Genomic DNA, 21,134 nt, shown 5'->3' with positions numbered 1-21,134 from the left:
ATACTGGCGCGCATTACGTATTCAGGTTCGATTTCACGGAGCGTCCCGCATGTCCGGCAATACCTACGGCAAGCTGTTCACTGTCACCACCGCTGGCGAAAGCCATGGTCCGGCGTTGGTCGCCATTGTCGACGGCTGCCCGCCGGGTCTGGAGATTTCCCTGGAGGATCTGCAGCGTGACCTTGACCGGCGCAAGCCCGGCACCAGCCGCCACACCACCCAGCGCCAGGAAGCCGACGAAGTCGAAATCCTCAGCGGCGTGTTCGAAGGCCGCACCACCGGTTGCGCCATCGGCCTGTTGATCCGCAACACCGACCAGAAGTCCAAGGACTACTCGGCGATCAAGGATCTGTTCCGCCCGGCTCACGCCGACTACACCTACCACCACAAATACGGCGAACGCGATTACCGTGGCGGCGGTCGCAGCTCGGCGCGGGAAACCGCGATGCGCGTGGCGGCGGGTGCGATTGCCAAGAAGTACCTGGCGACTCAGGGCATCGTTATTCGTGGCTACATGAGCCAGCTCGGCCCGATTGAAATCCCGTTCAAGACCTGGGACTCGGTGGAAGACAACGCGTTCTTCAGCCCCGACCCGGACAAGGTGCCGGAACTGGAAGCCTATATGGACCAGTTGCGCCGCGATCAGGATTCGGTCGGCGCGAAGATCACCGTCGTCGCTGAAGGCGTGATGCCTGGCCTGGGCGAGCCGATTTTCGACCGCCTCGACGCTGAACTGGCCCACGCGCTGATGAGCATCAACGCGGTGAAAGGCGTGGAAATCGGCGCCGGTTTCGCCAGCGTCGCCCAGCGCGGCACCGAACACCGCGATGAAATGACCCCGGAAGGTTTCCTCAGCAACAACGCCGGCGGTATTCTCGGCGGGATCTCGTCGGGTCAGCCGATCGTCGCGCACCTGGCGCTGAAGCCAACGTCGAGCATCACCACGCCGGGCCGCTCCATCGATATCCATGGCAACCCGGTGGACGTCATCACCAAGGGCCGTCACGACCCGTGTGTCGGCATCCGTGCCACACCAATTGCCGAAGCGATGATGGCCATCGTGCTGATGGATCACCTGCTGCGTCATCGTGGGCAGAACGCCGATGTCCGGGTGAGCACTCCGGTGCTGGGTCAGCTTTAATGGCTGACCTTAAAGCCGCCGGGTTCTGACGATTTTGGCGGCGCTCCCGTACTGGCGGCTTTCCAGTTTCTACCTGTTTTATTTCGCCTTGCTCGGATCCACAGCGCCATTCCTGGCGCTGTACTTCGATCACCTGGGCTTTTCCAGCGCGCGCATCGGCGAACTGGTGGCGATCCCGATGCTGATGCGCTGCGTGGCGCCGAACATCTGGGGCTGGCTCGGCGACTACACCGGTCGACGCCTGGCCATCGTGCGCTTCGGCGCGGTCTGCACGCTGCTGACGTTCTCACTGATTTTTGTCAGCAAAACCTACGCCTGGTTGGCGATGGTCATGGCCCTGCACGCGTTCTTCTGGCACGCGGTGCTGCCGCAGTTCGAAGTCATCACCCTGGCGCACTTGAAGGGCCAGACCTCGCGTTACAGCCAGATTCGTTTATGGGGCTCTATCGGTTTCATCATCACCGTGGTCGCGCTCGGCCGAGTGTTCGAATGGCTGAGCCTGGACATCTATCCCGTGGCGCTGGTGCTGATCATGGCCGGGATTGTCGTCAGCAGCTTGTGGGTGCCGAATGCGCACCCCGTCCAGAGCGAGCGGGTGACGGGGGAGGGCTTCCTCAAACAATTACGCAGCCCGGGAGTGTTGGCGTTCTACGGTTGTGTGGCGTTGATGCAGATGAGTCATGGGCCGTATTACACCTTTCTGACTTTGCATCTTGAACGTCTCGGGTACAGCCGTGGCGTGATTGGCATGCTCTGGGCCGTGGGTGTGGTGGCTGAAGTCCTGATGTTCCTGGCCATGAGCAGGATTCTTGCGCGCTTCTCGGTACGCCGAGTGCTGATGGCGAGTTTTCTGTTGGCGGCCCTGCGCTGGTTGCTGCTAGGTTCGTTTGCCGAATTTCTCTGGGTGCTGCTGTTTGCGCAGGTGTTACACGCGGCCACTTTCGGCAGCTTTCATGCGGCTGCCATCCAGTTCGTGCAACGTAGTTTCGGCGCGCGCCAGCAAGGTCAGGGCCAGGCGTTATACGCGGCACTGGCCGGCACCGGCGGCGCGCTCGGCGCCTTGTATTCGGGCTACAGCTGGAATGCTTTGGGCGCCACATTGACCTTTAGTATCGCCAGCCTCGCAGCCTTCGCGGCTGCCGTTATCATTGCCACACGTATGCAAGAGGACCAGCCATGAGCCTTACCCGAGAACACCTCGTCCAGGAAATCATCGACGCCGGGCGTTTTTTGTATGGTCGCGGCTGGTCGCCGGCCACCAGCAGCAATTATTCGACGCGCCTGTCGCCGACCGAAGCGCTGCTGACCGTGTCCGGCAAGCACAAAGGTCAGTTGGGCCATGACGATGTGCTGGCCACCGACCTGTCGGGCAACAGCCTCGAACCGGGCAAAAAGCCGTCCGCCGAAACCCTGCTGCACACCCAACTCTATTGCTGGCGCCCCGAGATCGGCGCCGTGCTGCACACCCATTCGGTGAACGCCACAGTGTTGTCGCGCCTGACGCCACAGGATTTCATTGAGTTCGAAGACTACGAACTGCAAAAAGCCTTCAGCGGCGTGTCGACTCACGAGTCCCGGGTGCGGGTGCCGATTTTCGACAACGACCAGGACATTGCGCGCCTCGCCGCCAAGGTGCAGCCTTGGCTGGACACCCATCCCGATTGCGTCGGCTACCTGATTCGCGGCCATGGCCTCTACACCTGGGGCGCGCGCATGAGCGACGCACTGCGGCAGATCGAAGCCTTTGAATTTTTGTTCGAGTGCGAGTTGAAGACCCGCAGCATCATGAACCGCCAAGGCTGACTTCACGAGAAGCAGCCCATTTGCCTGATGAAGCGCCTGGCCTGACCGGTCTGAAAGAACCGGAAGGCGTGGCCGATACCGAGGAATTGCCCCATGAGCAGCCTGTCCGTTTATCACGTCTCAAGCCCTGAAATACCGAACAAGGTCCTGACCCATTTCGAAGACATCGCGTCGACCCTGGCCGAACAGGGTGTGCGCTTCGACCGCTGGCAAGCCACCGCGAAAATCCAGCCGGGCGCCAGTCAGGAAGAAGTGATCGCCGCTTACCAGGAACAAATCGACAAGCTTATGACCGAGCGTGGCTACATCACCGTCGATGTCATCAGCCTGAACAGCGATCATCCGCAAAAAGCCGAATTGCGCGCCAAGTTCCTTGATGAACACCGCCATGGCGAAGACGAAGTACGATTTTTCGTCGCCGGCCGTGGGCTGTTTACCCTGCACATCGACGATTATGTCTACGCCGTGCTCTGCGAGAAAAACGACCTGATCTCGGTGCCCGCCGGCACTCCGCACTGGTTCGACATGGGCGAGCATCCGCATTTCGTTGCGATCCGCCTGTTCAACAACCCGGAAGGCTGGGTCGCCAACTTTACCGGTGAAGACATCGCCAGCCGCTTCCCGCGCCTGGAGGACTGAGCCGATGCCGATCAAAGCGATTCTCACCGACATTGAAGGCACCACCAGTGCGGTGAGTTTTGTGTTCGACGTGTTGTTTCCCTACGCCGCCAGACACCTGCCGGACTTCGTTCGCCAGCACGCCGCGCGGGCGGACGTTGCCGAGCAACTGGACGCCGTGCGCCGGGACAGCAATGAGCCCGAATCGAACGTCGAGCGGATCGTCGAAATCCTGTTGGGTTGGATTGCCGAAGACCGAAAAGCCACGCCACTCAAGGCTTTGCAAGGCATGGTCTGGGCGCAGGGCTATCAGGGGGGGCAGTTGAAAGGCCACGTTTACCCGGATGCCGTTGAAGCGCTCAAGCGCTGGCATCAGCACGGTTATCAACTGTTTGTGTATTCCTCGGGCTCGATCCAGGCGCAGAAGCTGATCTTTGGTTGCTCGGAGGCGGGGGATTTGTCGGCGCTGTTCAGCGGATATTTCGACACCACCTCGGGGCCCAAGCGTGAGGCACAGTCCTACGCGCGTATTACTCAGGCGATTGGGCTGGAGCCTGAGCAGATTCTGTTCCTGTCCGACATCGTCGAAGAACTCGACGCGGCGCGCACGGCCGGCATGGCGACGTGCGGGTTGGCGCGGGAGAGCGGTGAGTTGTCGGGGCATGTGACCGTCGACAGCTTTGCGCGGATTGATCCCACCACTTTCTAACCGACAACACAAAACCCATGTGGGAGCGGGCTTGCTCGCGAAAGCGGTGTATCAGTCAATACTTCAGTCGACTGACACACCGCTTTCGCGAGCAAGCCCGCTCCCACAGGGTTTGTTTAAAGCGTCGAACGATTTACGCCGAATGATAAGTCGGCAGTGCAAACCGTTGCTGGCTCTGCAGCATGGAGATCTGTGGCAGTTCGCTCGCCTGTTCAGCCAGGTCACGGCGAATCGCGCTGATCACCCACGACAGTTGATCGCCAGCATGCAATTGCTGGTAGGAAATCGAGCGTTTAAAGACTTTGCCTTCGGTGCTGCGCAGTGTCAGCAGGATGCCGCCGTCAGGGCGTGCCTGGGTGGTCACGTCGAAGTTGGAGAACAGCGAGGTAAATTTTTCTTGGATCAGGCTCATGTCTATCAGCTCCGTTAGCGCTTAATTAGCAAGCATGGAGAGGTAGTTGCAGCGATTGTGCCAGCACCTGAATTTTTAAAAGTCTTTATAAATCAATAAGTTATTTATATGTCGATTTTTTGCTTTCGTGCAATCTGCATGAATGGCCATCGTGCATCCTGCATTTTGCGAGGTCGCACGCAATTTGATGGAACGAATGACACGCCCAGGGTTCGCGTTTGCGTGGGTATGAAAGGCGGATACAAAACATTGCAAAAACCGCATGTACAGCTCCAGAACCGCTGACGTATTTTCGGGCTCAATCAACGCCGCCCGACAATAAGAAGATCGACCGGGAGCTACCATGAGCGACACGATTACCTGGGGCATGATGCTCCGTAAATTGCCGACCATTGCCAAAGCCATTCCCCGCGTGATGAAAGGCATGAAGGTCGCCAACGTCAAGGACCCGACCCAACCGTGTGGTCTCGGCTGGAGCTTCGAGCAGGCGACTTTACGCAATCCTGATGGCGTTGCGCTGCTGCAAGATGAGGTGCTGCTGACTTATACACAGGTCAATCAGTGGGCCAATCGCATCGCCCATCACCTGATCAGCCAAGGCATTGGCAAGGGTGATGTGGTCGCGGTCTTCATCGAGAACCGTCCGGAATTGCTGGTCACGATCCTGGCGGTGGCCAAGGTCGGGGCAATCAGTGCCTTGCTCAACACCTCGCAAACTCGCGACACCCTGGCCCACAGCCTGAACCTGGTGGCGCCGGTGGCAATCATTGTCGGCGAAGAGCTGGTGCCGGCGTTTTCGGCGGTTCGCGAGCGGGTGTCCATCCCGGCGACACGCACGTGGTTCGTGGCGGATCGCGACACCTTCAGCTATCCGGGCATTTCGCCCGATCACTTCGTCAACCTGATGATGGCCTGCGCCGACGCCCCCGATCACAACCCGGCCAGCAGCCAGCAGGTGTTTTTCGACGACACCTGCTTCTATATCTACACCTCCGGCACCACCGGGCTGCCCAAGGCGGGCGTGTTCAAGCACGGGCGCTGGATGCGCAGCGCCGCCAGTTTCGGCATGATCGCCCTGGATATGCAGCCGCAAGACGTCGTCTATTGCACCTTGCCGCTCTACCACGCCACCGGGCTTTGTGTGTGTTGGGGCTCGGCCATCAGCGGCGCTTCGGGGTTCGCCATCCGCCGCAAGTTCAGCGCCAGTCAGTTCTGGAGCGACGTGCGCAAGTACCAGGCGACCACCCTCGGTTACGTCGGCGAACTGTGCCGCTACCTGGTGGATCAACCGCTCGGTGCCGACGACAACCAGCACGGCGTGACCAAGATGATCGGTAACGGCCTGCGCCCCGGCGCCTGGCGCGAATTCAAGACGCGCTTCGGGGTGAGCCACATCTGTGAACTCTACGCAGCCAGCGACGGCAACATCGGCTTCACCAACATCCTCAACTTCGACAACACCATCGGTTTCTCCCTGATGTCCTGGGAGTTGGTGGCGTACGACCACGACAGCGGCGCGCCGATTCGCAACGCCAAGGGTTTGATGAGCAAAGTCGCCAAGGGCGGGCAGGGCTTGTTGCTGGCGAAAATCGACGACAAGGCGCCGTTGGACGGCTACACCGACCCGCAAAAAACCGAGAAAGTCGTGCTCCACGACGTGTTCGCCAAGGGCGATCGCTACTTCAATACCGGTGACCTGCTGCGCAACATCGGTTTCGGTCATGCGCAGTTTGTTGATCGTCTGGGCGACACCTACCGCTGGAAGGGCGAGAACGTCTCGACCACTGAGGTCGAGAACATCCTGTTGAAACACCCGAATATCTGCGAGGCGGTGGCCTACGGTGTGGAAATCCGCAACACCAATGGCCGCGCCGGGATGGCGGCGATTACGCCTGCCGAATCCCTGGCGACCCTGGATTTCAGCGAACTGCTGAGTTTTGCCCGCCAGCAAATGCCCGCTTATGCAGTGCCCTTGTTCCTGCGGGTGAAAGTGAAAATGGAAACCACCGGGACCTTCAAATACCAGAAAACCCGGCTCAAGGACGAAGCCTTCGACCCGGAAAAAACCGGCGATGATCCGATCTACGCCTGGCTGCCGGGCACCCAGACTTACGTGCAAGTCACCGGGCAAGTGCTGGCGGATATTCACGCGGGCAAGTACCGCTATTGAATCTGGCTATGGCCGCACTTTAGAAAAAAGGAGTGACAGGCGCCGGAGCCCTCGGGAAACTGTCGGCTTTCCGATTGACCGAATAGAGAGTCCCCCATGTCAGACCAAAGCCGCCAGATGACGCCCGAAGAAGCTGCCGAATTCGCCGAACAGGTGTTCAACAAAGCGCGCGAGGGCGATGCCGCCATGATGGCTGCGCTGCTGAGCAAAGGCCTGCCGCCAAACCTGCGCAACCACAAGGGCGACACTCTGCTGATGCTTGCCGCGTACCACGGCCACGTGGAAACGGTGAAAGTGCTGCTGGAACACAAGGCCGACCCGGAAATCCGCAACGACAACGGCCAGAGCCCGATTGCCGGCGCCGCGTTCAAGGGCGACCTGGCGGTGGTCAAAGCGTTGGTCGATGGCGGGGCGCAAGTGGAAGGTTCGTCGTTCGACGGCCGCACGGCGCTGATGATGGCGGCAATGTTCAACCGCGTTGAAATCGTCGACTACCTGATCAGCAAAGGCGCCGACCCGAAAGCCAAGGACGCCAATGGCGTGACGGCGCTGGATGCGGCGAAGACCATGGGCGCCGTGGATACCACTGCTCAGCTTGAGAAACTGATTGGCTGATAGTCCGTCTTCGCGAGCAAGCCCGCTCCCACATTTGGAAATGCGTTTCCCTGTGGGAGCGGGCTTGCTCGCGAATGGGCCAAACGCGATCAATGGGTTATCCTTCGCGCCCTAAAATTTCCCTCGCTACAGGATCCATCCCCATGAAAACCGCACTCGTCGAACTCATCAGCAAAATCAGCTCCGGGTGCATGGGCGATGACGAAATCCTGAAGATCGCTGATGAAGCGGCCCAGGCCTACGCCGATCCGCAAGCTTTTCTGACGGCCAATCCGGACATCAACTACGACGACACCTTCCCGATACCACTGGGCGAATGGATCGTGGTGGGCAGCCTGCCGGAAACCGTGCTGTTCCAGGCCGACACCTACGTGGACCTGTTCGCCCAGATCGTTGCCTCGTTCGGCCCCGGCGTCGACTTCAACATCAAACCCAAGCAACTGGCCAAGACCGAAGCCCTGACTGCGCTCAATCGCATTCAGGTGCAGATGAGCAGCATGAACAAGGACAACGGCGGTTACACGCTGATGAACTTCAGCCAGCTGCTCGACGACGAACTGCAAGTGGTGCTGGTCTATGGCAACGACGTACCTCGCGTCCTCGAACTGTGCGCCGAGGTCGGTATTGCCGCCGCGCCGTCCCTGGAAGCCCTGAAAGTGGCGATCCACGTTTAATGGAATAAAACGGAACCCTCGCGAGGGCCGACTATCCTAAGACTGCATGCCACTATCTTGGGAGCGACACCATGGGTTCCACGTTCAACGGTCTGGTTGGCCTGATCATTCTTGCCCTGGACATCTGGGCCATCATCAACGTGCTGAAAAGTGGCGCCGACACCGGGATGAAAATCATCTGGGTGCTGCTGATCCTGCTGCTGCCGGTACTGGGCCTGATCATCTGGGCCATCGCCGGGCCACGGGGTAATGTGCGCATCTGACAGGTGAATACTATTTACCGGCAGGAACACTGAACCTGTGGGAGCGGGCTTGCTCGCGAAGGCGGCTTATCATCCAACATTGATGTTGACTGACAGTCGGCCTTCGCGAGCAAGCCCGCTCCCACATTCGATCTCCTGAGCCTTCAAAATGTCTTCCTTCCGAGGAAGGTTCGACCTGTCATGTTCCGCAACGTAGAATGCGCGCCTTTGCCGGGCAATCGAGCCTTTTGATTGGCCATCATGGGCGGATAACCGTCCGTTGCCGCCGCATTCATCGGAGCACTTCCCATGAGCACCACGAAGACTAGCGAATACCTGGAAACCCTCTACGAAGGCTACGGCCAGCGTTTTCGCATGGAAAAACTGCTGCATGAAGTGCGCACCGAGCACCAACACCTGGTGATCTTCGAAAACCCGCGCATGGGCCGGGTGATGGCGCTGGACGGCGTGATCCAGACCACCGAAGCCGACGAATTCATCTACCACGAAATGCTCACCCACGTGCCGATCCTCGCCCATGGCTCCGCCAAGCGCGTGCTGATCATCGGCGGCGGCGACGGCGGCATGCTGCGTGAAGTGGCCAAGCACGGCAGCGTCGAACATATCACCATGGTCGAGATCGACGGCACCGTGGTTGATATGTGCAAAGAGTTCCTGCCGAACCACTCCAAGGGTGCGTACGACGACCCACGGCTGAACCTGGTGATCGACGACGGCATGCGTTTCGTCGCCACCACCACAGAAAAATTCGACGTGATCATTTCCGACTCCACCGACCCGATCGGTCCGGGTGAAGTGCTGTTCTCGGAAAACTTCTACCAGGCCTGCCACCGCTGCCTGAACGACGGCGGCATCCTGGTGACGCAGAACGGCACGCCGTTCATGCAACTGGGCGAAGTGCAGACCACCGCTGGCCGCCTGCGCAGCCTGTTCCCGGACTGGCACTTCTACCAGGCCGCCGTGCCGACCTACATCGGCGGCGCGATGACCTTTGCCTGGGGCGCGACCAACACCGCTTATCGCAAGTTGTCCCGCGAAACCCTGCAACAGCGCTTCGCCGGCAGCGGCATCGTCACCCGCTATTACAACCCGGAAATCCACATCGGCGCGTTCGCCATGCCGCAATACGTGCTGAACGCGATCAACAAGCCAAGTAACGACTAAAAGTTATCCACAGACCCAATGTGGGAGCGGGCTTGCTCGCGAAAGCGGTGTGTCAGTCAATGTTGTAGTCGACTGACACTCCGCATTCGCGAGCAAGCCCGCTCCCACAGGGTTCTGTGTTTTTCATAATTGCGTGCCCAATCCGTTTGAACGATCAGTCAGGCCACAAGTCCAGATAGTTGTAAGCCCATTTGCGGGTTTGATCGAGGAGGCACTGATGCAAAAGTGGAAAATCACTTTCGTGGATGATCACGGCGAAACGCTCGATGAAGTCTTTGAGTGCGACGAGTGCCCGGATAACGAGCATGCTGCCAAACTCATCAAGGCCCGGCTTCTGCCTGTCGCTGCCGAACTGGATCTGAACGATCTGGAAGGTCGGACCAGCGACGCCAGTGTTAAAAGTCTCAAGACCCAGAACAGCATTCAAATCCTCGGCATTACTCCTGTCTGAACCTCACCTGTCTCAATCACAACCAGACCTTGGCAGCGGCTTCGACTTGGGGCTACTCTGCAAGCGAGATCAGCGAACGGATCGCTAAGGTCTGGTCTTGTCAGCTACATGCTTAAATCCCGGCGGCAACCTGGTTGCCGTAGCGCCTCCACCAATCGGTTGCGGGTGTCGGGAGTACGGAAAGTCTATCCATATGGTTTTAGGAGGACGATTCATGAGCACAGCCTATCAAGAAGACATCAGTACCAGCGTACTGCGCCGCATGAAGGAAGGCGGGTTCGACTTTTCACGATTCCATCCCATCGAGTTCTACGCGATTTTCCCGGACGAGGAGCGGGCACGCAGGGCGGCAGGTCATTTTTGTGGTGAATCCTTGAATGCCCAGATCAGCGTGCGCGACGACGGCGCGTGGCATCTGGAACTGAGCAAAGTGATGTACGCCACCTACGACGGCATTGGCGACTTTGAGCAGGACTTCGAGGCCGTGGTCGAACCTCTGGGCGGGATCATCGAAGGATGGGGCGTCAAGCAGGAGGTACGAGGGCTACTCGCATAACACTATGAACAGCGACAACATCCACTAACGGCTGACCTTCGGGTTGGCCGTTTTTGTTTGTGCGGATTGAAAGATCAAAAGATCGCAGCCTCGTTTCACTCGACAGCTCCTACAGAGTGCAACGAGGCTGCGATCTTTTGATCTTCGCTTTTGATTCACAACATTTCAAAAACCCAAAAAAAAGCCGCCTGAACAGGCGGCCAAAGGGAAGTTCGAGAGGTTTTGCAACGAATGCGCGAATTATCCGCACCAACCCCCGGGCAGTGAAATCAACTCTGACTATGCTGGTGATAGGCGACAACATTGCTTCGCAATGAAGCGGGGGCGATCAGGTTGGGGCGTTTGCCGCACAGGATTGGTGCGGTGCTTTTGGGGCGATTATCCAACTGATTGAAATCAAAGCGTTTATGCCGATGGCACGGGCCTTGCGAAGCCTAGATGTCCGGGTGACAAGGAGTACGGCATGATCCGCACCTATTTTGATGAGATGTACGATGCCGGCGGCCTGGTCCGCCCGCATTATCGGGAGTTTGCCCGTTGGCTGGCCGAAACGCCTGACGAGCTTTTGGCACAACGGCGACGCGAGGCCGATCTGTTGTTTCATCGCGCCGGGATTACGTTCACGCTCTACGGTGATGAGCAGGGGACAGAGCGCCTGATTCCCTTCGACACCATTCCCCGCAGTATCCCCGCCAGCGAATGGCGGATCGTCGAACGCGGCTGCATTCAGCGAGTCAAGGCGTTGAACATGTTCCTCGCCGACCTCTATCACGAGCAGCGCATCATCAAGGCCGGCATCATCCCGGCCGAGCAAGTGCTGGCCAACGAGCAATACCAGTTGGCGATGCAAGGGCTGGATCTGCACCGGGATATCTACTCCCACATTTCCGGCGTCGATCTAGTGCGCGATGGCGACGGCACGTACTACGTGCTCGAAGACAACCTGCGGACACCGAGCGGCGTGAGCTACATGCTCGAAGACCGCAAGATGATGATGCGCCTGTTCCCCGAGTTGTTCGCAGCGCAACGCATCGCGCCGATCGACCACTATCCCAATCTGTTGCTCGACACCCTGAAAAGCTCCAGCCCGATCGATAACCCGAGCGTGGTGGTGCTGACCCCTGGGCGCTTCAACAGCGCGTTTTTTGAACACGCCTTTCTGGCGCGGGAAATGGGTGTGGAACTGGTGGAAGGCGCGGACCTGTTCGTGCGCGACGACAAGGTGTTTATGCGCACCACGGACGGGCCGAAAGCCGTCGACGTGATCTACCGGCGCCTCGATGACGCGTTCCTCGATCCGCTGGCGTTCAACCCGGATTCGATGCTCGGTGTGCCAGGACTGCTGTCGTCCTATCGCTCCGGCAACGTGGTGCTGGCGAATGCCATTGGCACCGGGGTGGCGGACGACAAATCGGTGTATCCGTTCGTCACGGACATGATCCGTTTCTACCTGGATGAAGAGCCGATCCTGAAGAACGTGCCGACGTTCCAGTGCCGCAACCCTTCGGAGCTGTCCCACGTCCTGGCCAATCTCCCCGACCTGGTGGTCAAGGAAACCCAAGGCTCCGGCGGTTACGGAATGCTGGTGGGCCCGGCGGCGACGGCGGCGGAAATCGAGTCGTTCCGCGCACGGATCAAAGCCAAGCCTCACGCGTACATCGCGCAACCGACGTTGTCCCTGTCGACCTGTCCGACCTTTGTCGAAAACGGCATCGCGCCACGCCACATCGACCTGCGTCCGTTTGTATTGTCTGGCCGCGAAACCCGGGTTGTGCCCGGCGGTTTGACCCGTGTCGCCCTGCGTGAAGGCTCCCTGGTGGTGAATTCCTCCCAGGGCGGCGGCACCAAGGACACCTGGGTGGTCGAGGATTGAAGGAAGCCTGCCATGTTAAGTAGAACTGCCTCGGATTTGTATTGGATGTCGCGTTACCTGGAGCGGGCGGAAAACCTCGCACGGATGCTCGACATCAGTTATTCGCTGTCGCTGATGCCGCAGGACGGCCGCGGTGACGGCTTGCATGAACTCGCCATGCCGCTGCTGATCACCGGCACCCTCGACGATTACCTGGAGCGCCACGGCGAGTTGCATGCCGAACGGCTGCTGCATTTCTTCGCCCTGGACGCGGCCAACCCGGCGAGCATCTACAGTTGCCTCGGTTCGGCGCGGGCCAGTGCCCATGCGGTGCGTGGGCGAATTACCGCCGACATGTGGGAAAACATCAACGCCACCTGGCTGGAAATTCGCGGCATCGCCGAGCAAGGCCTGAGTCGCTACGGCATGAGCCGTTTTTGCGAGTGGATCAAGGAACGTTCCCACCTGTTTCGTGGCGCGTCCTACGGCACCATCATGCGTAACGATGCGTTTCGCTTCATTCGTCTGGGTACCTTTATAGAACGGGCCGACAACACGTTGCGTCTGCTCGATGCCCGTTACGAAATGGCCGGCGATCAGGCCGAAGCGGTCAGTGACAGCACGGCGCACGCTTATTACCAGTGGAGCGCATTGCTGCGGGCGTTGTCGTCGTTCGAGGCCTACACCGAGATTTACCGCGATGCGCCCGGCGCCCGGCATGTCGCCGAATTGCTGCTGTTACGCGCCGACGTGCCGCGTTCCTTGCGCGCCTGCACTGAAGAAATCGACCAGATCCTCGCTCAGTTGCCGGGGGCCAACGGCCGTCCCGCGCAACGCCTGGCAGCGGAAATGGACGCGCGTCTGCGCTACACCGGCATCTCCGAAATTCTCGACGAAGGCCTGCACGCCTGGCTGACCGAGTTCATCCCGCTGGTGCGCCAGTTGGGCAACGCCATTCACAGTTCCTACCTGGAGGCTGCATGAGACTTTCCATTAGCCACGAGACCACCTATCACTACGAAGATCAGGTGCGGGCGAGCATCCAGTACCTGCGACTGACACCCCACGACAGCGAGCGTCAGCACGTCCTCAGCTGGCAGCTCGACCTGCCGCGCCCGGTGCGTGCGCAACTCGATCCGTTCGGCAACATCCTGCACGTGCTGACCATGGACGAGCCCCACGAAGCGATCATCATTGGTGCCCGTGGCCAGGTCGATATCGATGAGCTGCGTGAAGCCGAGCATGAGAGCCAATCGGCGCTGCCGTTTCTGCGTTTCACCCGATTGACCGAAGCCGACGAAGCCCTGCGCGCATTCGCGGAAAAGGAATGCAAAAAGCGTCGGGATCGCACCGCGCTGATCGACTTGATGCAGGGCCTGAACCAATACATGACCTACACGCCGGGCGCCACCGAAGTCGACACCACGGCGGCCAAGGCTTTCGCCGGGCGTTCCGGCGTCTGCCAGGACCACACCCACGCGTTCCTCGCCTGCGCCCGCAGCCTGGGCATTCCGGCGCGTTATGTGTCGGGGTATTTGTACAGCGAGAACAGCGAACACCTGGCCAGTCACGCCTGGGCCGAAGCCTGGCTGGATGACGCGTGGTACAGCTTTGACGTGACCAATCAACTGGCGCGGCCGGAGCGTCACTTGAAACTGGCCGTGGGCCTGGATTACCTGGATGCCTGCCCGGTGCGCGGGATGCGCCGGGGTGGAGGGTGCGAACAGATGCATGCGAAGGTGTTTGTGTCGCCGACGCCGGTGTTCGCGCCGGTGATCTCCGTCCAGCAACAATAACCACGATCCCCTGTGGGAGCGAGCTTGCTCGCGATGGCGTCCGGTCAGTCAATAATTATGTCGACTGACACACCGCTATCGCGAGCAAGCTCGCTCCCACAGGGGGGATTGCATTCAAGGCTTAACCTTACGCCCCGCCATATGCTTCAAATACCCCACCAACAAATCCAGATCCCCCGCCGGCAACACCTGCTCTGAAAACGCCGGCATCTTCGCCTGCGGCCACTGGCGCAAACTCTGCGGATCACGAATGTAACGCTTGAGGAAATCCGCGCCGAAGTACTCGGTGGGGTTGAACGGAATATTCAGGTCCGGCCCGAACTGCGCATCCCCCGCACCATTGAGTCGATGGCACGCCAGGCAATTTTTCTGGAACAAGGCAAAGCCCTGATTGACCGGATCGTCCGCTTTCAACGCAGGATCGGGCAGCAGGGCAGGGAAGCGCTCGGCCACCGGCGCCATGCGTTTTATGCTCGCGACTTCGAATGGCCATTGTTCGGGGCTGATATTGCCGGCTGTAGGATTAGTCCAGACCAGATAAAACGGCCCGGCACTGTGTTTGCCCTCGGACAAGGGCGGCCACGGCTTGGCCGGGTCTTCAATCGCCAGCCAGGCCTGTGCGCCGTGAGTATTGAGCAACGGCGCCGCCGCCATTTCGGCGGCAAAACCGTCGAGGGCCACGGCTTGGAGGTGGTCGTCAGGCTGGATGCCAGTCAACAACGCAGCCAACGGCACGGCGCGATAACTCATGTCGCGTTTGTAGGAAACGTCATTGCTGATACTGATGGTCTGAACCTGAGGGTGCTTGAGCAATTCCTCGGTTTGCCAGGTGCGACTGCTCGCGCCCAGCTCAAGGTTCAGCTGTGCGGCATACAGGGGCGAGCCGACCAGCATGGCCCCCAAGAGAAAAAGTGCTTTCAAGTGATCGCCGTCCATGTCGTGGAAGTGCCGAGAAGGTTGGCACACCCACGCTGGCCCGGGTAGTGAGCCAGTCACATTTTTAATAAGGCGACAAAAATCCTTAGCGCTGCTCTTTTTTACAAAGGCTTAACCGATCACCTTGGTCAGGTTCGGCAAAATCAACAACAGCGTAGTGGCGAATAGGATGAGTCCGGCTTGACGTACTTTCGAATGCTTGAACATGGCTGACCGCCTTTTTTTGTTATTTCCTGATGCCTGCCTGCATATCTCCATGACGGCAAAGCGCTGCACTTCCTGTGAGACGAGTGCCTCGGCAAAACCCGACGACAACTTCGTACATCTTCACCTTAGAGCCCGCGTCACACTTGGTTTAGATCCATTTAGTATGGTCTTTACATTAAAAGCTCTTAAAAAGGCATGAGGCCTATTGCCAGCTTCTTTGACGCCCGTTTGCTAGACAGCTTCGTCACCTGAATCGGTTAATCCGATAGCTGACTACCGTTCGTCTGAGCGTGACCGTCAACGTCCGTGAGCATTGCGGTCATTGAATCAATCTCCACTCGGCTTAAGGTAAAGGTGACGATGACAAGATCGCAGCCTTCGGCAGCTCCTACAGAGGACACGATCGTGTAGGAGCTGCCGAAGGCTGCGATCTTTTGATTTTTATACTTACCCCACCACGGGTTCGAGGACCACATGACCGAAGCTCTGATTTTCGACGCGTTACGCACGCCCCGCGGCAAAGGCAAGGCCGATGGCGCGCTGCACAGCGTCAAACCGGTGAACCTGGTGGCCGGGTTGCTGAAGGTGTTGCAGCAGCGCACGTCCCTGGACACCAGTCAGGTCGATGATGTGGTGCTCGGCTGCGTCACGCCCATCGGCGATCAAGGCTCCGACATCGCCAAGACCGCAACACAAGTCGCCGATTGGGACGTCAGCGTAGCGGGTCTGCAGATCAACCGCTTCTGCGCCTCGGGCCTGGAGGCGGTGAACCTCGGCGCGATGAAAGTCCGTTCCGGCTTCGAAGATTTGGTGGTGGTCGGTGGCGTCGAGTCCATGTCCCGGGTGCCGATGGGCAGCGACGGAGGCGCCTGGGCGCTGGACCCGGAAACCAACCTACACAGCCACTTCACGCCCCAAGGTGTCGGCGCGGACCTGATCGCGACCATTGAGGGCTTCAGCCGCCAGGACGTCGATGCCTACGCACTGCACTCCCAGCAAAAAGCCGCGCGGGCCAGGGCGGACGGGTCGTTCAACAAGTCCCTGGTGCCGGTGCAGGATCAGAACGGCGTCATCCTGCTCGATCACGATGAATTCATTCGCGCCGAATCGACCCTGGAAGGTTTGGGCAAGCTCAAACCCAGCTTCGAGATGATGGGGCAAATGGGTTTCGACGCCACGGCGCTGCGGGTCTACAGCCACATCGAGCGGATCAATCACGTACACACGCCGGGCAACAGCTCCGGGATCGTCGATGGCGCGGCACTGATGCTGATCGGCTCCGAAGCCAAGGGCCGGGCGCTGGGTTTGCAGCCACGGGCGCGAATCGTCGCCACGGCGGTCACCAGCACCGACCCGACCATCATGCTCACCGGCCCCGCGCCGGCTACTCGCAAAGCCTTGGCCAAGGCCGGGCTGCGAGTCGACGACATCGATTTGTTCGAGGTCAACGAAGCGTTTGCCTCGGTGGTGTTGAAGTTCATCAAAGACATGGCCATCGACCCGGACAAGGTCAACGTCAACGGTGGCTCGATCGCCATGGGGCACCCGCTGGGCGCCACGGGTTGCGCGATCCTCGGCACCTTGCTCGATGAACTGGAAACGCGGCGCCTGCGCTACGGCCTCGCGACCCTGTGTGTCGGCGGCGGCATGGGCATTGCCACCATCATCGAACGCCTCTGAGCCCCGATTTCAAGGAACTGTGACATGACTGAAGCCATTCGTTACGAAAAAGGCCAGGACCAGATCGTTGTCCTGACCATCGACATGCCGGGCCAGAGCGCCAACACCATGAACGCGGTGTACCGCGAAGCCATGGCCGCTCGCGTTGCTCAAATAGTCGCGGAAAAGGACAGCATCGCTGGCGTCATCATTACCTCGGCCAAGAAAACCTTCTTTGCCGGCGGCGACCTCAACGAACTGATCAAGGTCGGCAAACCCGAAGCCAAAGCGTTTTATGACATGGTGCTGACGCTGAAGGCGCAACTGCGCACTCTGGAAACCCTCGGCAAACCGGTGGTCGCCGCGATCAATGGCGCGGCGCTGGGCGGCGGTTGGGAAATCTGCCTCGCCTGTCATCATCGTGTGGCGCTGGACAATCCGTCGGTGCAACTCGGCCTGCCGGAAGTGACCCTCGGCCTGTTGCCGGGCGGCGGCGGGGTGGTGCGCATGGTGCGCATGCTCGGGATTGAAAAAGCCTTGCCGTACTTGCTCGAAGGCAAGAAAGTCCGGCCGCAGCAGGCGTTGCAGGCCGGTTTGATCGACGAACTGGCGGCGGACCACGCTGAACTGCTGGCCAAGTCGCGGGCGTGGATTCTGGCGAATCCGACGGCTGTTCAACGCTGGGACGTGAAGGGTTACCAGATTCCCGGCGGCACGCCGTCGAACCCGAAAGTCGCGCAGATGCTGGCGATTGCGCCATCGATCCTGCGCACCAAAACCCAGGGCACGATGCCGGCGCCGGAGAAAATCCTGTGTGCAGCGGTGGAAGGCGCCCAGGTGGATTTCGACACGGCGCACCTGATCGAAACCCGTTATTTCACCGAATTGACCACCGGCCAGGTTTCGAAAAACCTGATCGGTACGTTCTGGGCTCAACTCAATGAGATCAATGCCGGCGGTTCGCGGCCGAAGGGCTTTGCACCTTATGTCACTCAGCGCGTGGGCGTGCTCGGTGCGGGGATGATGGGCGCCGGGATCGCTTTCGTCAGCGCCTCGGCGGGCATCGAGGTGGTGTTGAAGGACATCAACCTCGCGGCGGCGGAGAAGGGCAAGGCGCACTCGGCCGCCCTGCTGGACAAGAAAGTGTCCCGTGGTCAGTTGAGCGTTGAGCAGCGTGACGCGGTGCTGGCGCGGATTCGCACCACGGAAAACGACGGGGATCTGGCCGGTTGCGACCTGATCATTGAAGCGGTGTTCGAAGATCGCGAGCTGAAAGCCAACGTCTCGTCGGCGGCACAGAAAGTCGTTGGTCCAGATGCAGTGATCGCCTCCAATACCTCGACCTTGCCCATCAGCGGCCTGGCCACCGCCGTGCCGGACCAGAGCAAATTCATTGGCCTGCATTTCTTCAGTCCGGTGGAGAAAATGGCCTTGGTGGAAATCATCAAAGGCGTGAACACCAGTGACGAAACCCTGGCCCGTGGTTTCGATTTCGTCCTGCAAATCAAGAAAACGCCGATTGTGGTCAACGACAGTCGCGGGTTCTTTACCTCGCGGGTGTTCGGCACCTTCACCAACGAAGGTATTGCCATGCTCGGCGAAGGCGTGAGCGCGCCAATGATCGAGACCGAAGCGCGCAAGGCCGGGATGCCGATCGGGCCTCTGGCGATCTCTGACGAAGTTTCCCTCAGCCTGATGAGCCATATCCGTCAACAAACGGCCAAAGACCTGCAAGCGGAAGGGAAACCGCTGATAGAACACCCGGCGTTCGCCGTGATTGACTTGCTGCTCAACGAATACAAGCGTCCGGGCAAGGCGGCTGGCGGTGGTTTCTACGATTACCCGGCCGGTGGCCAGAAACATTTGTGGCCTGAGTTGAAAACTCGTTTCGAAAAGGCTGACGGGCAGATTTCGCCGAAGGACGTGCGCGATCGCCTGCTGTTCGTGCAAGCCATCGAAACCGTGCGCTGTGTGGAGGAGGGCGTGCTGACTTCGACGGCGGACGCCAACGTCGGCTCGATCTTCGGCATCGGCTTCGCGGCCTGGACCGGGGGCGCGTTGCAGTTCATTAACCAATATGGCGTGAAAGACTTCGTCGCCCGCGCCCAGTACCTGGCTGAACAGTACGGCGAGCGTTTCACTCCGCCTGCGCTGTTGCTGGAGAAAGCGGCCAAAGGGGAGGCGTTCTAAGGGACCGATGACGCATTCCGGGGCTTGCCTTGCTACCGTGTTTCAAGGCAGGCTCTGGGGTGTGCATTATTCCCATCACGTGTCAGGTATTTTTTATGTCGTTACGCATCTGCATTCTGGAAACCGACATCCTGCGTCCAGAACTGGTCGATCAATATCAGGGTTACGGGCAGATGTTCCAGCGTCTGTTTTCGCAACAACCCATCGCTGCCGAGTTCACCGTGTACAACGTGATGCAGGGCGAATATCCCGGCGATGAGCTGACATTCGACGCTTACCTGATCACCGGCAGCAAGGCCGATTCCTTCGGCACCGACCCGTGGATCGAAACCCTCCGAACATATCTGCTGAACCGCTACGAACGCGGCGACAAACTGCTGGGCGTGTGCTTCGGCCATCAACTGCTGGCGTTGCTACTGGGCGGCAAGAGCGAGCGGGCGACCCAAGGCTGGGGCGTGGGCATCCACAACTACAAACTCGCCGCCAAGGCGCCGTGGATGAGCCCGGTGCGGGAAGAGCTGACGTTGTTGATCAGTCACCAGGACCAGGTGACCGCGCTGCCGGAAAACGCCACGGTGATTGCTTCGAGCGATTTCTGCCCGTTCGCCGCGTACCACATCAACGATCAAGTGCTGTGCTTCCAGGGGCACCCGGAATTCATTCACGATTACTCACGGGCGCTGTTGGAGATTCGCCAGGAAGCGTTGGGCGAACAGATTTATTCCAAAGGCGTGGCGAGCCTGGAACATGAACATCACGGCACTACCGTTGCGGAGTGGATGATGCGGTTTGTGGCGCATAAGCCTGAAGTTGGCGCGGTTTAAAAAGCTAAAAGCTTCGCGAGCAAGCCCGCTCCCACATTCGACCGCGTTTCCCCTGAAGAAACTCGGTCGAATGTGGGAGCGGGCTTGCTCGCGAATTGCACAGACAACTCGGTCCTGACTACAACCACCCCGACCTCTTGAAGCTCGCCCACAACCCCACACACCCCACCGCAATAAACCCCAACACCGCGAAATACCCGTAATGCCAACTCAACTCCGGCATGTTCTGGAAGTTCATCCCGTAAATCCCGGCCACCGCCGTCGGGAACGCCAGAATCGCCGCCCACGCAGCAAACTTGCGCTGCACCACGCTCTGGCGTGACGCCTCCAGCAACACCCCGACCTCGATGGTCTGGCTGGCAATGTCCGCCAGGGTCGTCAGGTCTTCCATCTGCCGCGTCACGTGGATCTGCACATCGCGGAAATATGGGCGCATGTTCTTGTCGATAAACGGGAAGCTCAGCTTCTGCAGTTCTTCACCGATCTCCACCATTGGCGCCGCGTACCGACGCAAGCGCAGCACATCACGGCGCAGGCTGTGGAGTTTCTGGATATCGTGCTCATTCAGCGCGCTGCACAGCACGTTGCGCTCCAGTTCATCGATCTCGGCGTGAATCGCTTCGCCCACCGGTTGGTAGTTTTCAATCACGAAATCGAGGATGGCATAGAGTACGAAATCTTCCCCGTGCTCCAGCAACAACGGACGCGCCTCACAACGTTGCCGGACATGGGCGTAGGAAGCCGAATGGCCGTTGCGTGCGGTGATGATGTAACCCTTGCCGGCAAAAATATGCGTCTCGATAAACTCGAGTTTGCCTTCGTGGCGGATCGGCGAGTACGTGACGATAAACAGCGCATCACCGAAGGTTTCGAGCTTCGGTCGGCTGTGTTTTTCCAGGGCGTCTTCGATGGCCAGTTCGTGCAGGTTGAACTGGCGTTGCAGGTTGGTCAGCTCTTGGGCATTCGGCTCTTCGAGGCCGATCCACACAAAGTGGCCGGTCTTGGCCGCCCAGGCTGCGCCTTCATCGAGGGTGATATTGGTGATTTTTTTACCGGCGCTATAAACCGCAGCAGCAACAACTCTACCCATGGGT

General features: G+C 59.4%; 21 protein-coding genes. 18 read left to right on the top strand and 3 right to left on the bottom strand.

Annotated features, from left to right (window positions below; all coding sequences use genetic code 11):
* The first annotated feature begins 49 nt into the window (after nt 1-49).
* The 5 genes from aroC to mtnC all read left to right on the top strand — a co-directional run bounded on the left by aroC (nt 50) and on the right by mtnC (nt 4,271).
* Nucleotides 50-1,141, top strand: a complete 1,092-nt coding sequence (gene aroC / locus HB680_RS02670; protein ID WP_213937004.1) for a chorismate synthase — start codon at nt 50-52, stop codon at nt 1,139-1,141.
* Between the two features lie 31 nt (nt 1,142-1,172).
* Nucleotides 1,173-2,321 (top strand): MFS transporter, encoded by a 1,149-nt coding sequence (locus tag HB680_RS02665; protein ID WP_213937108.1) that lies wholly within the window; start codon nt 1,173-1,175, stop codon nt 2,319-2,321.
* The gene (locus tag HB680_RS02660) at nt 2,318-2,944 is read left to right on the top strand and encodes a methylthioribulose 1-phosphate dehydratase (RefSeq protein ID WP_213937003.1); all 627 of its coding nucleotides are present in this window, start codon (nt 2,318-2,320) and stop codon (nt 2,942-2,944) included. Before HB680_RS02665 ends, HB680_RS02660 begins: the two co-directional genes overlap by 4 nt.
* A 93-nt stretch (nt 2,945-3,037) precedes the next feature.
* Nucleotides 3,038-3,583 (top strand): acireductone dioxygenase, encoded by a 546-nt coding sequence (locus HB680_RS02655; protein ID WP_213937002.1) that lies wholly within the window; start codon nt 3,038-3,040, stop codon nt 3,581-3,583.
* A 4-nt stretch (nt 3,584-3,587) separates the two neighbouring features.
* Nucleotides 3,588-4,271: an acireductone synthase gene (mtnC, locus tag HB680_RS02650; RefSeq protein WP_213937001.1), complete on the top strand. Its 684-nt coding sequence runs from the start codon at nt 3,588-3,590 to the stop codon at nt 4,269-4,271.
* Between the two features lie 133 nt (nt 4,272-4,404).
* Here mtnC and HB680_RS02645 read toward each other — a convergent pair whose 3' ends face one another.
* The gene (locus HB680_RS02645; protein WP_054048577.1) at nt 4,405-4,683 is read right to left on the bottom strand and encodes a DUF3509 domain-containing protein; all 279 of its coding nucleotides are present in this window, start codon (nt 4,681-4,683) and stop codon (nt 4,405-4,407) included.
* 343 nt (nt 4,684-5,026) lie between these two features.
* Here HB680_RS02645 and HB680_RS02640 point away from each other — a divergent pair, with 343 nt between their 5' ends.
* The 10 genes from HB680_RS02640 to HB680_RS02595 all read left to right on the top strand — a co-directional run bounded on the left by HB680_RS02640 (nt 5,027) and on the right by HB680_RS02595 (nt 14,224).
* Entirely contained in the window at nt 5,027-6,853 is a 1,827-nt protein-coding gene (locus tag HB680_RS02640; RefSeq protein WP_213937000.1) for a long-chain-acyl-CoA synthetase, read from the top strand.
* Between the two features lie 96 nt (nt 6,854-6,949).
* Nucleotides 6,950-7,468: an ankyrin repeat domain-containing protein gene (locus tag HB680_RS02635; RefSeq protein ID WP_213936999.1), complete on the top strand. Its 519-nt coding sequence runs from the start codon at nt 6,950-6,952 to the stop codon at nt 7,466-7,468.
* Between the two features lie 143 nt (nt 7,469-7,611).
* Entirely contained in the window at nt 7,612-8,142 is a 531-nt protein-coding gene (locus HB680_RS02630) for a hypothetical protein (protein WP_213936998.1), read from the top strand.
* A gap of 71 nt (nt 8,143-8,213) precedes the next feature.
* Entirely contained in the window at nt 8,214-8,405 is a 192-nt protein-coding gene (locus HB680_RS02625) for a PLDc N-terminal domain-containing protein (RefSeq protein ID WP_033055745.1), read from the top strand.
* 288 nt (nt 8,406-8,693) lie between these two features.
* Entirely contained in the window at nt 8,694-9,569 is an 876-nt protein-coding gene (gene speE / locus HB680_RS02620) for a polyamine aminopropyltransferase (RefSeq protein ID WP_213936997.1), read from the top strand.
* 217 nt (nt 9,570-9,786) lie between these two features.
* Entirely contained in the window at nt 9,787-10,020 is a 234-nt protein-coding gene (locus tag HB680_RS02615) for a hypothetical protein (protein ID WP_149656879.1), read from the top strand.
* A gap of 214 nt (nt 10,021-10,234) precedes the next feature.
* The gene (locus HB680_RS02610; RefSeq protein ID WP_054048564.1) at nt 10,235-10,576 is read left to right on the top strand and encodes a ribonuclease E inhibitor RraB; all 342 of its coding nucleotides are present in this window, start codon (nt 10,235-10,237) and stop codon (nt 10,574-10,576) included.
* 463 nt (nt 10,577-11,039) lie between these two features.
* Nucleotides 11,040-12,449: a circularly permuted type 2 ATP-grasp protein gene (locus tag HB680_RS02605; protein ID WP_054048561.1), complete on the top strand. Its 1,410-nt coding sequence runs from the start codon at nt 11,040-11,042 to the stop codon at nt 12,447-12,449.
* 12 nt (nt 12,450-12,461) lie between these two features.
* Nucleotides 12,462-13,412 (top strand): alpha-E domain-containing protein, encoded by a 951-nt coding sequence (locus tag HB680_RS02600; RefSeq protein WP_213936996.1) that lies wholly within the window; start codon nt 12,462-12,464, stop codon nt 13,410-13,412.
* Nucleotides 13,409-14,224 carry a transglutaminase family protein gene (locus HB680_RS02595; RefSeq protein WP_213936995.1) on the top strand — a complete coding sequence of 272 codons (816 nt, stop codon included), beginning with the start codon at nt 13,409-13,411 and terminating at the stop codon, nt 14,222-14,224. Before HB680_RS02600 ends, HB680_RS02595 begins: the two co-directional genes overlap by 4 nt.
* Before the next feature lie 114 nt (nt 14,225-14,338).
* Here HB680_RS02595 and HB680_RS02590 read toward each other — a convergent pair whose 3' ends face one another.
* On the bottom strand, nt 14,339-15,160 hold the full coding sequence (locus tag HB680_RS02590; RefSeq protein ID WP_213937107.1) for a cytochrome c: 822 nt from the start codon (nt 15,158-15,160) through the stop codon (nt 14,339-14,341).
* Between the two features lie 681 nt (nt 15,161-15,841).
* Here HB680_RS02590 and HB680_RS02585 point away from each other — a divergent pair.
* From HB680_RS02585 to HB680_RS02575, 3 genes are all read left to right on the top strand, one after another.
* Nucleotides 15,842-17,047 carry an acetyl-CoA C-acetyltransferase gene (locus tag HB680_RS02585; RefSeq protein WP_213936994.1) on the top strand — a complete coding sequence of 402 codons (1,206 nt, stop codon included), beginning with the start codon at nt 15,842-15,844 and terminating at the stop codon, nt 17,045-17,047.
* Nucleotides 17,048-17,071: 24 nt separating this feature from the next.
* Nucleotides 17,072-19,216 carry a 3-hydroxyacyl-CoA dehydrogenase NAD-binding domain-containing protein gene (locus HB680_RS02580; RefSeq protein WP_213936993.1) on the top strand — a complete coding sequence of 715 codons (2,145 nt, stop codon included), beginning with the start codon at nt 17,072-17,074 and terminating at the stop codon, nt 19,214-19,216.
* Nucleotides 19,217-19,311: 95 nt separating this feature from the next.
* The gene (locus HB680_RS02575; RefSeq protein ID WP_213936992.1) at nt 19,312-20,040 is read left to right on the top strand and encodes an amidotransferase; all 729 of its coding nucleotides are present in this window, start codon (nt 19,312-19,314) and stop codon (nt 20,038-20,040) included.
* Nucleotides 20,041-20,158: 118 nt separating this feature from the next.
* Here HB680_RS02575 and HB680_RS02570 read toward each other — a convergent pair whose 3' ends face one another.
* Nucleotides 20,159-21,130, bottom strand: coding sequence for a magnesium and cobalt transport protein CorA (locus tag HB680_RS02570; RefSeq protein WP_213936991.1), 972 nt, complete (start codon nt 21,128-21,130; stop codon nt 20,159-20,161).
* Nucleotides 21,131-21,134: the final 4 nt, after the last annotated feature.

The sequence above is a fragment of the Pseudomonas sp. dw_612 genome, assembly GCF_018449725.1.
GTDB lineage: Bacteria > Pseudomonadota > Gammaproteobacteria > Pseudomonadales > Pseudomonadaceae > Aquipseudomonas.
This window is presented reverse-complemented; position numbering and strand designations above follow the sequence as displayed.